We start from the raw sequence: 13,178 nt of genomic DNA on the forward strand, positions 1-13,178 counted from the left end.
GCCGCCTCGATGGGCGGCATTGCATCCGACGGTCTGACAGCAGATTTGCTGCCTCCTTCGGAGATCTGGGGTATGAGGATGATGGAGCCAAGACCGACGGACGGGCTCAGTCAGGTGGGCGCTTTGGGTTTGCCCTTGCTGTCGAAGATCTGCACGCCACTGTCTGCGCCGGCCTTTTTCAAAAGTGGCGCTTCAGCTCGCGTCGTCATGACGGCCGTGAGCCCGATCCTGTACATGGCGGCAGCATATTTCTGCTCGAAGGCCAGAACGCTCAGAAGCTGATACGGCCTGACCCAAAGAGATCCGGAAGCCGGAGGCGCAATCCGAGACCGAAGAAAGCCGCAGACATTCAGTAGCACCGATGCCAGGACAAGAAAGAGGCCAACCCAAAACAGGATTTGCGGCGGGAGCAGCCCGAGAAAATCAGACATCTGCATAGCTCTTCCCCATGACTGTCCGCTTGCCCAGGAACACATCCCGTTCATACGCACGACGGTTGGTCAGGCCGGTCAGTTCGACCAGATGGCCTTTCACGGTTGCTTTGTTCCAGCGTAGCAGTTCATTGGCTGCGCCAGCATAATCCCCGGCATTCAGCTTGCGCAGAAGCGTGGAGCTTTCCACGGCCGGCGTGCCGACATTGTATTGCCAGGACAGCAGTGCAGCCCGCTGGACGTCAGAAAGCGGAACCCTGACCAGGCGCGACAAGGTGGTGTCATAGGTCATGACCGACTGGAGCAGCAGACTAGCGGCGTCCGCTTCACTGATGGGCGGCGTTCTGGCCGTGACAGGCTTTCCGTCCTTCAGCCAGCGGCTACCATAGCCAATCGTCCAGCAGCCCGCAGGGCAGACATACGGCTTCGACCGGAATCCTTCGAAACCGGGCAGCTTCAGGAGCGCCGTGGCCAGCACGACGGCAGTTTTATTCATGGGATTTTTCCATAAAAAAAGCCGCCCAGTTGGGCGGCTTTGCTAGCGTGGAGCTAATAACATTCAGGTATCGAACGTTATTCTATCATTGTTAGAGTCTACCCAGATTTTTGGATCAGTTACCGTGAGAGTGATCGTTCCGCTCTTGGCACCCTGTAAAATACAGGTTTGATTGCCACCGGCCAACAAGTCACGCATTTTGAACGAACGCGCCCGCACTACGCGTCCATTAAAAATGTAGTTCGTAAAAACTACTTTCTCTGTTGTTCTAAATGGACGTCCTCTCCGATGATTCCAAACCTTCATCAGATACGTTTTTCCGGGAAGTAATTTATTTCCATTAATTACAGGCATGACTTGATATTTCTCTTATAATTTAACCCTCAATGTCACTATCAATCTGATATTTTTATGTCAAACAGTGTCACTACTTTCCAATCGACACCACGAGATGGACCAGGCCAGTCCCGGCAATCGATGTCATGAGCGTAATCAGGGCCGTCACCACGGACCGCGCACCGAACAGCCGATCCAGCTTGCCGTTGATCTGCGAATTGCTGGTTTCCATAGCCTTGGCCAAGGCTTTGATTTCATTCCGCAGCGAGGTGATTTCCATACGGACTTCCGATCGGAGGTCAGACTGCTTGTCGTCCAGACCGGCTAGCATGGTTTCAAGCTGGAGAACGCGATCCTCAAGAGCGCGGATCGAGGTCAGCGGGACAGTTTCAACGTCAGGCATCGTTTTTCCATAAAAAAGCCGCCCAAAAGGCGGCTGTCAGAACAAGGTCGAGTAGGAGGGCTGGCGATCAGGACATGGTCGGATCAGGCCGCGCAGGCAATGCCGTGCTGGTCGTGTCAGTGCCGCTGGCAATCGCCGCGACAGCCTTCACGTAGGACTTCATGGCGTCGGTGAAGGTCTCGCCCATGGCTGCGGCCAGACTGGCCTGTTGCTGGATCCACGTCTGCTCCGTCTCGGCCTGGAGTGTCAGCGGAATGGGTGCGGGCGGTGGCGTGTAATCCACGATCCTGCCGTCCTGAAGTCCCTTGTTACCCTTGTAGCCATGATCCCCGCCCAGAGCCTGCCATTCGGCCGCAGACAGAAAGTGCATATCGGCCAGAGCCGGGAGATTGGCATGAGAGCCAAGCGACCACAGATCAAACCAGCTCAGGATCGAGGTCGGCTGCGCGGCGGTGTGGTCGTAACAGGCGACATACCGGCCGGGATAGGTCAGCGCGCCATTGCTGACAGGAATATTGGTAGCCCCGACCGTGTCAGATAACTGGTCGGCCGTCAGCACAATCAGGCTGGAGGCGGCCGGAAGATCCAGCACATTGATGCGGGCCTGCTGATCCTCCGTGGTGCCGGACCAGGCGTCATAAACGCCCGTGACGGTCGTGCCATTCGTGGTCGCATAATAGCGATCCGGATAGGCGGCCTTGATGGCCTCAAGTGCAGTGGTCATTTATTTGGGTCCGATTGCAAAAACCGTGATGTCTGTTGTGCCGCCGCCGTTGATCCACAACGTGAAGCCGCCCGCATCGGCATTGACCGCCTTGCAGTTCATGTCGCTCGGACTGGCATTCTGCGCCATCACCTGCGGCGTGTCCGAGAAGCCGGATGAGAACGGCACACGGCTTTGGGACGCGACCCCACGGACGATCATGCGGACAATCTTGTCCGTCTTGGGGAGCGGCAGATCGTCGGTGAAAACGAAACCCCGGCCATTCCAGTTGATGGCGCTGGAAGACACGGAGAAAAAGGCATTCCCTGACCCGTCATAGGCCACGGCGTTTCCGTCTGGCTGGAAGCTGAATTTCCCGCCGCCATACTGAACCGTCAGATAACCGTTGATGGTCTGATTGCTGCTGGTGTCACCCGCACGCAGAACCCTGGTGTCTGCGTTGGCGCTGGCAGAGCTGGCCGCGCTCGTCGCATTGGCCGCACTGCTGGCAACGTCATTGACGCGGGCATTCGTGGCATAATCACCAGAAGGCTGGAACGTGTGCCACTGGCTGCCATCATAGATCCCGAGCTGACCAGTATGAGAGTAGAAGGTGAGAAAATCCGGAGCCACGGCCCCGCCCGCGTCCCCGTATTTCCGCAGATACCGACCGTCCGCCTGAACCGCAGGCACGGACTGCTGACTGCCCCAGTCCCTGACATTCGGCACCAGGGCACTGCCTGACACGACAAGAACCTTGATCGCCGCCTGATCGGTGGCCAAATCCGACACTGTCAGCAGGCCGTTGCCATCCAGAAGCGGCAGATGCGAACTCGGAACCCAGGAATACACCCGGACGGTCCCGGTGAAATTCAGGGCCGATGTGGAATTCTGTGTCGTGCCCCGGATGGTCTGGCGACTGAGGGTGTTCGGTGTGCCCACTGTCAGGACACCCACACCCCATTCCGCCTGCATGCCGTCATCTGCGAAATAGAACACCTGCCCACCGCCAGGTGCGGCCGTTGCAAACGAGCGCCGATCCTGAACAGCCCCATTCAGAACGAATGACGCGGTTCCCGGTGTGGTCGAGGTCTCCAGGACAAGGTCCAGGAGCAAGGGCGCGGCCATGTCAGAGCCTTTCCGTCAGAGTGAGGGTCTGGGCATGGCGATCAGCCGGCCCGAACGGATTGGAGAGATCCCCGCCAGACAACCGCCCGAACAGCGCGGTTTCGGCCAGCGCAGGCGGGTCACTGTCAGGATCCGGAATGAAGAGGATATTCTGGCCCGTGGCAGCGGTCCGCTGGATCTGTCGCAGGACAACCGCATCCGCATCGCCATAGGACTGATGCGCGATCGACAGGCCGCGCTGGACGTAGCGTGCATCCACGAATTCCCCACCTGACAGCGTGGTCGTGCTCTGCTGTCCGACTGTCAGGTTTTCCGTGCTGTCCGTTGAGTAGTTCCGCGCCGGCTGCCAGAGAGGACCGGCAAATGCCAGCGGGATCGAGAGAAATCCGTCCGGATTGCTCGGGTCATCCACGCCCACATTGATGACATCCGCCGAGATGCCGGCTGGCAGCACATGAACGCATTGCCCGCCCGCGACAGCAGCAGAGCCTGACCAGGCATACACCACCTGTCCCCCGGCACTCAGTTCCATGTGCCAGGTCGCTGCAGCGGACAGATTGGTCCGGTGCAGACTGATTGCCCGGATGGGCGCTGCTCCGGAAAGGGCAAGCGCCAGACCCGCCCCTGTTGAGGGCACACGCCAGCCGAGACTGGCCGCACCGTGCTGATTGCGCAGGTTGGTTCCCGGCAGACCGGGCACCTCGCCACTGACCGAGATCGCCGCGTCCAGGACGCTGTTCTCCCAGCCAAAACCACAGTTTTGCATTGTGTCAGACCAGTATCGTGAGGGTTGTTGTCGTGCTGGAGCTGCTGACGTGTTCGCTGATCACCACACCCGGAACAGCCGTCTTCGCACCAGGCACAGGCGCCTGGAGCAGAACGGGATCGCCGAGATCCACAGCCAGAGCCACGGACTGCGGAACATCCACCGCCCAGAGATGCCGGCGACGGCCCCAGACGGATCCGTGCCAGTTGGCGATGATCTGCGCGTCTGCCTGATTGGCCAGCGCTGTTGTAATCAGCGCCGGATCCCCAGGCACGCGCCATGCGGCCTTGATCGCGGTATCAAACCACACAGCGCCCCTGTCGCTTTCGGCAATCAGGGACTGGCGGTCGGATGCGGCCTGCGGGTGCAGGCCAGAACCGGATGTCTGGACTGTGAAGACGTGCTGCCAGCCAATGCGCCAGCGCCATGTTGGCGGATCAAGAGAACTATCGAGAGCCACAGGACTGATGGCACTGATCAGATCCGTGGTCAGGGTCAATCGCGGCGCACCCGCCTCGGCCGGATCCCGCAGACGGATCGGACGCAGCGTTCCAGTCCGCGTTGGCACCAGGGAAATTCCGAGGCCAGACAGAAGCGTGGTCACCGCCTGGCGTCCCGTCACACTGTCTGATCCATCCCAGTACCAGCCGCCCCGATAGGGAGCGAGATCCGAGGATGCCGACCAGGCGGCATCGATATAGGGGGCCGGCAGGACCAGGTCCTCAATCAGAAGCTGGCGCAACACGTCCAGGACGTTCTCAGGACTGGCCCCGGACCGGAACCGGCCCACGGCATCCACCGTGATGCCATAGACAGGCTTTGTGCCAAGGCGGATCCACGTTCCCGCACTGCTGGACAGAACGGTATAGGTGCCGGGATCAGGAGAAACGGCATAGAGATCCGTGACCATTCCCCCGAACGCAATGCCCCCGCCAAAACCGCCTTCATACAGGGCGGTAATGGAAACCGGACCGTCCGAGAGCTGATAGACATAATTGGCACTGTCGATCAGGACTGGTGAGATATTACAGACCCGCCCCCGCAGACGCGGGATATTCCGGCCGGAGACATTGCTGTCCCCATCCAGCCGGCCGGTGCCGCCATAGATTGAAACCGGCATGGTGCCGTCCAGCCAATACGTGGCATCGAGCAGCGTAATCGACACGCTGTTCAGACCCGGCTGCCAGTTTTTCCCCAAACCGGAAAAAACCGGGTTCAGGTCTGATGAGGGCGGGTCTGTCCAGATCTGGCGTTGCCCATCCCACAGGCGCGTGCCCTCATGGATGCGCACCGGCAGATGATCATTCACGCGGGTCTGGAGCAGACCATCCAGAACGCCATCCGGATTGGCCAGCGTCAGGATTCCGATCGAGAAAGATCCGCCCAGGGCATCAGCCGACAAGGTCAGGGACCGTGTCAGGTCAAGCGCCTGGGTCACATAAGGTGGATACGGGACGTGGTTTTCGTCCACATAGCCCGCATCGGAATAACGCAGGGTTTCGAGGGATTCAGGATCATCCGGAAGCTGGGTCAGCGCACCCCACGGCGCATCACCCCAGCCCGGCACCGCCGCCGGCTGAATGACAGTCGGCAGAACGATATCCATTTCAATCGTGCGAAACCGCATCAGGCTGCCCTCGGCCGGGTGGCGTCAGTAGCAGCCTTGAGCTTCTGGTCTTTCTTCATGGCTTCAACCACCTGGACGAGTTGCTGGAGCTGATCGGCCACGCTCTGGGTTGCGTCCGTGTTTTCCTTGGCCAGCTTAGTGACCAGGGTCGCCGTAACCTTTTCGACGTCGACGCTTCCCAGTTTTTTCAGAAGATCCGTGGCCCATGAAAAATCGGCCGCATATCCCGTGCCTGACCCCTGATAGGTTTTTGATTCCGACAGGAAGGTCGTGACATCGGTCTGGATCCGCGACAGCGCGTCATAGTCTCCACCCTGTGCCGCCTTGTAGTCTGCCATGAGATTATCATTGGCGGACTGGTACTGCGCCTGCGCTGACAGTGGTGACGCATCCGAGGTATTCAATCCACGGGCATAGTCCGTCAGGCTTGAAAAGACGGAACCGACAGACTGCTGCGCCTGTTCCTGGTACTGCTTCATCTGTGCCAGGCTGGTGCCGTTGTACTGCTCCTGGATCTGGAGCCTTTCGGCGGCCAGCGCCTCTTCGAGATCCGCGGACTCGTCCAGGTATTCCTCATTGTTTTTATAGGCATTGCCCAGGAACGACTGCCAGGCGGTATCCAGAGCCTTGCGTTGCTGATCGGCGCTGGTATCGAAATTCAGAAGGGCTGCCCCCTGATCATCGCCCGTTGCCGTCAGATAACGCGCCCTCACGGACGTGTCTGAATCGCGCAACGTCCCCAGCTGTTCAGCATAACCCGCCTCATACAGCTCACTGAATTTGGCGTTTAACTGCGTGCCATCCAGACCATAGGCGACGGCCTGGGACCCCGCCGCCTCATAGGTCTGTCGCAAGGTCGCCATCTGGTCCACCCAGGACTGCTGCCCGGAGACAGTCGCCTTGAGCAGATCCGGCATGGTCGTATTGACGAACGTGGTGACAGCGGAGATCTGCGTCTGAAGATCGGACGTGGACAGGGTTTTCCCATCCAGCGCCGTGTCCAGAGCGGTTTTCAGATCCCCGGTCGCCTGGGTAAAATTGCTGACCGTAACGGTGCCGTCTGAATTGAATTTCGAGACGGCAACGCCGAGCTGATCGACGGTATCAGCCATGGTTTTCAGGTTCTGAATGGCGGTCGCGTAATCCGACACGGAGGTCGCACCACTCGGCAGACCCTGCTGAAGTGCCTGACTGAACGTCGCATCAGACGTGCTGTACGTCGCCTGTTTGAGAAGATCCGTCAGCGACACGGACTGCAAGGACGCATCCTTGTTGTTCTTGTCGTCACGAACCGTTCCAAGCAGGCCGCCATCACCGCCGCCAATCGTCACGCCGGCAGAGGACAGAACAGAGTTGAAGGACGCAATATCGCTCTTCAGCTGTTCCGTGATCTGGTCAGTCTGTGCCTGATTCCAGGTCTTGCCCAGAGACAGCTGACCGTCCGTCGTCATGACCTGGTCGATCGTGTACGGATTTTTCTTGTGACCAAAAAGACCACCGAACAATCCGCCCAGACCGCCACCGATAACGCCACCCAGCATGGTACCGATTGGACCAATAAACGAGCCGGCAATGGATCCGGCAACCGAACCAAGACCGCTTCCGAGCGTGCCGTTGGTGCCGCCACCAATACCCGAGAGGGCTGACCCGAGACCAAAACCGCCGCCAATACCACCGAGCAGGTTTCCGACAGTCGCAGTTCCAAACAGATTGGTTTTAAGCCCGGAGGAGAGCCAGGACGTAGAGCCCCCCAACCCACCAAGAGAGCTGGCAGAAGACGCAGAAGAGCCGGTGGAACTGACAGGGTTCCAACCCCATCCGCCAGAGTAAGCGCTGATTGCATTCGCGCTGGTAACGCTAGAAGAAGACGCGCCGGAGAGAATGGAAGAGACATCCCCCAGTGTTGTCCGGCTTTTACCATCGATCGCACTCAGGAGCGGATTGATCAGCGCCAGCTTGGCAATCATCGAGATCAGCTGGCTTTCCACACCCTGCATGGCAGACTTGAACGTCACCCCACCGTTAGAGGCGTTGACCAGAGCCTGTGTGAAGCTGCTCGACAGCGTGTCCGCTGCGGACGAGATATCACTGGTCAGTTCGTTCAGCGTGTCCTGCTGATGCTGGTAGGCATTCGTGGCCGACTGGATCGCCGCAACGTTAGCGAGATCAGTCTGCGAAGCCTTGGACGTCAGGTCCGCACCGCTTTCCAGCAGAGCGTTCCGCTCCTTCAGAACGGCCATCTGGACAGAGACCGCATCAGAATTTTGACCGAGAGATGCCGTCTCTGCCTGAATATACTGGAGATCCAGAGACTGTCCGTAAGCCTTGCGCGCCGTGGTGATATCAGCCTGCGCTTCTGCCTGGCGCTTGAGGGCATCCGTGAGAACTGCCGTCTGGCGCGCCTGTTCCTGCGTGTTGGCCGTGGAGGTTGCCTGGACTGTGTCGGAGGCTTCCACAGAGCGCAGATAATCGTCCAGGCTGCCCTTGCTGGCATCATAGGAGGATAGCAGCGAATTCTGGGCAGCCGTCTTGCGATCCATCGCGTCGATAGAGCTGTTAAACTCTCCCGTCAGAATCTGCTGTTCCCGCGCTTCCGCGACGAGAATATCCGCCGTGGATGCATGGGCCTGGCCCATCTTGCGGGCAGCTTCCTCGACCTGCTGATCAACCTGAATCATGGCTTTCTGCGCAGCCGTACCGGCCCAGGCCGCGTCCGTGGTCTGCTCCTGCTGATGTGCCAGTTCCTGAAGCGGGTCTCTCAGTTCGTTCAGCGCGCCCTTATGGGTCATCAGGCGGTTGGTCAGATCCTGCGTCGATGCCGCATAATCTGCATCTGTAACTTTCCCGGCTTTGTGCAGGTCATCCAGTGCCTGCTGGGCAGACGTCAGCATTTTGATGGCGTTCGTCTGATCTGTGACCTGGGAAGCCGTGGAGCCGTCTGATGTCTTCAGAGCATCGTCAACGCTGGTCTGGAGGCCAGCTGTCTTCGTAGCCCCGTAAACCTCGCCGCCCGTGACGGTCTGCGCGTAGTCCATGACAGACTGAGGGGCTGATTTGGTGCCCTTCAGATACTGATCGACGTTTCCTTCACCCCAGTTATACGCCATGGCGACCAGCTGCTGATTGCCACTGTACTTGTCATACAGATGCACCAGGAGCCGTTCGGCTGCTGTGACATTCCCGGTCGGGTCCGTCAGATCATTCCCGGCCGCATTGGACGGCATGACCTGCATGGCCCCGATCGCACCAGCAGAAGACGTGACAACCTGACCATTCTTGTACTGGCCCGTGGCACTTTCGACTGGCTGGATCCGGTGTGCCAGAGAGATGACATCAGAGCTGGCCCCGATCTGGGAGCCAACACTGTCAATCAGTCCCGAAACCCCAGAAGCCGAACCACTCTGAAGGGTGGCCTGCTGTGTTTCATAAGCCAGGTGGGTGGGGTTTAAGGAATCCATCCACTGCTTCAGTTCCTTGACCTTGTGGGTCAGGTTCGTCAGCCCCTCGATGCCCTTGGTGGCAGCGCTAACAATGCCATCCCCGATTTTGAGTGCAAAACTCTCTGCACCTTGAATCGGGCCATCCCATTCGTTCCGCAGGTCATGCAAAGCCTGCTGGAAGGGTGTCAGGCCCTGACGTGCTGCGCCAGCCGTGGCTGTCCCAACCTGCTGCATCAGCAGTTGCCAGGCCTGAAGACGGTTGCCGGAATTCTGAAGATCTTCGACCTGACTGACGAGGCCCTGATGGACGCCGAGCAGCCCTTTCTCTGCGAAGTCTTCGGCCGCCTTGGCCGGATCAGCATAAGCCGCCGCCATTTCCTTGGCAGCCTCCGGAACTGTCTCGCCCATGACTTCCGCCAGATCGCGAGCCTCGGTCGACAGTGCCCGGAGGCTGGAACTATCAATGGTCGGCACGGCCGCGAATGTCGTTGTGACCGACCGGCTGTCATCCAGAGACAGATCACTCCCGGCCGAAAGCTGGCGCGCCGCCGCCTCGGCCGATGACGCCATGGCCGTGTAGTCATCCCGCGTTGCCCGCAGATGCTGCGACAGGGTGGCCAGTGTTTCCTGTTCTGCCTCGGCTGCCGATCCAAGTTTATACATCGCTGCGGCGGTGATGAGGGCGCCACCCGTCAAACCAACAGTCATGGCTCCGCCGACAAGCTCCACGGCCCTGCCAAGCCCACCGACCACCTGGACCATGTTCGGCACCTGGTAGAAGGCAGCCTTGAATGCAGAGCCGCCGCTGGCGACCTGGTCAAAAAACTTGTGTGCTTCGTCCGCAAGAATGCCCAGCTGGTAGCTGGAAACCTTGGCCGTTTCCGACGTCTCTTTCAGGCCATCATTGGACTTCTTCGTTGCTGCCACGGCCTGCTCATGGGCCGTGACGAGCTTGCCGACGATTTCCCGCTGCTTATCAAGCGCGCGGCCAGCCTCTTCCTGCGTGACCTCGCCACGGCGCACACTTTCCGCCAGTTTGTCTTCAGCATCCTGTAGCGTCGTCTGTGCTTTGGTCAGAGCTGTTGCGGATTTGGTCACCGCGTCCAGACTTCTGACGTATGCGGTGCCGCTTTTCCCGGATCTGGTCATTTTCGCATCTGTGACCTCGACGGAATCACCGACGCGATCAAGACCATCCGCGACTTTGTTCAGGGCATCGGCATCAGCCTGCGCGGCAGCAGCAATCTGGCCATTATAAGAAACCTCGATTTGCTCGACCGTCGGCATAGCCCGCCCCCTAGATGCGTCTTTTCAGAATTAATGCTGGGTAAGTGATTGGTTTTCCGGCGGCCCTGTCCTTCGAACGTCCCTGACTGCGCCGCAGGATATAGGGGGCATTGTTGAAAAGGCCGGCCGGGATGGACACAAAGGCCCGCTGTGCCGTGACCGTTGGAAACTGCCGTTGAACGTACTGTCTGGCTGCTTCCACGATGCCAGGCGGAACACTCATGCCCTTCATCGCGCCTGTATCGATTTTCCGGGCATAGGGCTGCGGATTTACAATCATGATTTCCACGTTGTCAGGGATCTCGGACAGATCCCCGCGCCAGGGCTTGCCATCGACCGCGGCAATCCAGGTATCGCGGTAAATTCCCGACCGCACCGGAGAACGGTCTTTGCAGATCTGAAGCGCGGCTTTAACCGCCAGCCCCAGCGTGTTGAATTTGTAGAGAATGAAGCCATCCGGCCGGACAGACGTTTCCGGAGCCCCCAGACGGCCATCCACAGTGGTGGTCCAGCTTGGCGGCGCTTCCCCGCTCTTGACCAACGCGTCACGCTCTTTGATAGCGATCTGCGCCAGTTTAGCGGATAAGGCGGCCGGAGAGAGGGTCCGGTCCGCAAACAGGCGGATACTTCGGGCCACGGAACGCGGTTTTGCCATCGTTACCCCCGCATGAAGCTGGCGACTTCTGCTGTAATTTTTGCATTTCTATGCCGGACAAAAACGGCATCCATTGCGCGCACCTGAAACAGGAGCCAGACGCGATCCTCGGACGGAAGATCATTGGCCTCACACCAGGCCTCAATCGTGACCCACTGGATCGGCATGGGCCGGGCAACACCCCGGATTTTACCCATACCCACGCCGACCAGGTCTTCAACCCATTGCCGGTCGTATTGCAGCTCATGCCAGCAGCGCCACGGCCGACTTAGCCAGGGATGGGGGAGAACCCGCTGTTCGAGCAGGAACTCCCGGATCTCGGCACTTTCCCCGTCACCGACAAACCCACCCCAGTCCAGTTCCCATTCCAGGGCGCTGATCAGTTTCCCATAGCGGCTTCGTTCTGCTGCCTCCGTTCGTCACCGACACGACCCGCCGCAGAAATCGCCAGGAAGACCAGCACCGGGTAATTGCCGCTTTCCAGCATCGCCTTGAACTCATCCACCGTGATGTCCAGGCCGTTATCGTCCTTCTGAAGACCATCCACCCCGAGGACGCATTCACGGGAGATGGCAATGCCCTGGGCCTTGTCTTCCTCGGACGGTGGCAGCGTGTCCGGCGTGTATGGCGGCGCACCTGGCACGATCGTGCGGTTCAGGCGACGTGCGGCTTCAGCCTTGAGCGCGTAGAACGTGTCCTTGTACGCAGGCGTAAAGCCACGGGTCGTGATGCCGAATTCTTCACCGGCAGGTCCGACAACAATGCGCTCACCTTCGGAAACGCGGGACTGATTGCGGGTAAAGGAAGACAGTCGTGCCATGGTATTTTTCACTCTGATTTGAGGGCTGATGTCAGCCCGTGAGACATAAAAAAACCGCCTGAGGGCGGTCATCAGGACAGCAGAAGGAACGCGGGTAAAATCAGCCGCCTGGTGCGGCTGGCTTGACCTTCGTAATCAGGAAGGTGCCGCCACCAACCACCGGGTTACCCTCGATGTCGAAGGTGGCCATGATGGAGGTGTTCTTGCTGCCAGCATTGATCTGCGGGTTGAGCAGAACGGCATTGAGAAACGTCATCACGTAGCCATTGCCGGTCCCGTCGGTGACGGTGACCGCGATCGGACCGCCCTTGCCGGACGCGTAGCGCTCATAGACAGCATAGGTCTTGAAAAACATCTGGAGCTGGCCAGAGGCTTCAAGTTCGCCAGGACGCACACCGCAGGCATCGGCATGTCCTGTGCCATAATCTGCGCCGCTTCCGCTGCGGTCCAGCTTGATGGACAGGGTCCGGATGCACCCGTCAGGCGTCGTGCCATCGATCGTGACACCGCCGAAATTGCCCACCGTATCCAGGACCGTGCCGGTAGGCGCGTCGAGATAGCTGGACGCCGGATCCGTGTCAGCCTGATCCTGCCGTGCGGCTGTGAAATCAAACGACACCTGGGCAAACGAGCCCTGGGAGAAGGTCAGCTGCGCGCTGGTGCAAATGGCGCCAGGGCGGACGAACCATTTTTCGCCAATCGCCTCAACGATCGACCAGGTCTTGTAAACCGTGCCATTGCGCAGCGTGCCGTCACTGCCCCAGTCGTTGCACAGCACTGCCCCCAGAAGGTCATCATACGTGCCGACAGACAGGGCACCGGAGAGCGTGCCGGAGACAGAAATCTGCGTGGTGACAGCCTGGGAGGCTTCAGCCAGATCGTTGATTTCATCCGGGCGCTGCCGGGTGTTCGTTGGCTTGAAACTCTCCCCCGTAAAGCGGGTCTTCTGAAACGCACCGGCCGGAATGGTCGCATACGTGTCTTCTTTTGCGTATGCGAGAATGGCCGCGTTTGCCTGCGCCGCGGCAAGAAACCCGGACGTCGAGCCTGTAAAGGTGGCCATGCCTTCCTCCAATAAAAAAGCCG

General features: G+C 59.3%; 12 protein-coding genes. All 12 read right to left on the minus strand.

What is annotated here, in order from left to right; all coding sequences use genetic code 11:
• Positions 1–110: 110 nt before the first annotated feature.
• Positions 111–431: a hypothetical protein gene (locus tag KP708_RS04790; RefSeq protein ID WP_215750651.1), complete on the minus strand. Its 321-nt coding sequence runs from the start codon at positions 429–431 to the stop codon at positions 111–113.
• Positions 424–927 (minus strand): lysozyme, encoded by a 504-nt coding sequence (locus KP708_RS04795; protein ID WP_215750652.1) that lies wholly within the window; start codon positions 925–927, stop codon positions 424–426. The genes KP708_RS04790 and KP708_RS04795 overlap by 8 nt, the downstream gene beginning before the upstream one ends.
• A 427-nt stretch (positions 928–1,354) precedes the next feature.
• The gene (locus KP708_RS04800) at positions 1,355–1,666 is read right to left on the minus strand and encodes a hypothetical protein (protein WP_215750653.1); all 312 of its coding nucleotides are present in this window, start codon (positions 1,664–1,666) and stop codon (positions 1,355–1,357) included.
• A gap of 67 nt (positions 1,667–1,733) precedes the next feature.
• Positions 1,734–2,390, minus strand: coding sequence for a hypothetical protein (locus tag KP708_RS04805; RefSeq protein WP_215750654.1), 657 nt, complete (start codon positions 2,388–2,390; stop codon positions 1,734–1,736).
• A complete protein-coding gene (locus tag KP708_RS04810) occupies positions 2,391–3,497 on the minus strand; it encodes a hypothetical protein (protein ID WP_215750655.1) in 1,107 nt (368 codons plus the stop codon). It abuts the gene before it with no gap.
• A gap of 1 nt (position 3,498) precedes the next feature.
• A complete protein-coding gene (locus tag KP708_RS04815) occupies positions 3,499–4,263 on the minus strand; it encodes a hypothetical protein (protein ID WP_215750656.1) in 765 nt (254 codons plus the stop codon).
• Between the two features lie 4 nt (positions 4,264–4,267).
• The gene (locus KP708_RS04820; RefSeq protein ID WP_215750657.1) at positions 4,268–5,890 is read right to left on the minus strand and encodes a hypothetical protein; all 1,623 of its coding nucleotides are present in this window, start codon (positions 5,888–5,890) and stop codon (positions 4,268–4,270) included.
• On the minus strand, positions 5,890–10,617 hold the full coding sequence (locus tag KP708_RS04825) for a lytic transglycosylase domain-containing protein (protein ID WP_215750658.1): 4,728 nt from the start codon (positions 10,615–10,617) through the stop codon (positions 5,890–5,892). The genes KP708_RS04820 and KP708_RS04825 overlap by 1 nt, the downstream gene beginning before the upstream one ends.
• A gap of 10 nt (positions 10,618–10,627) precedes the next feature.
• A complete protein-coding gene (locus KP708_RS04830; protein WP_215750659.1) occupies positions 10,628–11,272 on the minus strand; it encodes a hypothetical protein in 645 nt (214 codons plus the stop codon).
• A gap of 2 nt (positions 11,273–11,274) precedes the next feature.
• The gene (locus tag KP708_RS04835) at positions 11,275–11,469 is read right to left on the minus strand and encodes a hypothetical protein (RefSeq protein WP_215750660.1); all 195 of its coding nucleotides are present in this window, start codon (positions 11,467–11,469) and stop codon (positions 11,275–11,277) included.
• Positions 11,470–11,651: 182 nt separating this feature from the next.
• Entirely contained in the window at positions 11,652–12,092 is a 441-nt protein-coding gene (locus tag KP708_RS04840; RefSeq protein WP_215750661.1) for a hypothetical protein, read from the minus strand.
• A 100-nt stretch (positions 12,093–12,192) separates the two neighbouring features.
• Positions 12,193–13,155 carry a phage tail tube protein gene (locus tag KP708_RS04845; RefSeq protein ID WP_215750662.1) on the minus strand — a complete coding sequence of 321 codons (963 nt, stop codon included), beginning with the start codon at positions 13,153–13,155 and terminating at the stop codon, positions 12,193–12,195.
• Positions 13,156–13,178 lie beyond the last annotated feature (23 nt).

The organism is Gluconobacter sp. P5H9_a, from assembly GCF_018812085.1.
Lineage (GTDB): Bacteria > Pseudomonadota > Alphaproteobacteria > Acetobacterales > Acetobacteraceae > Gluconobacter.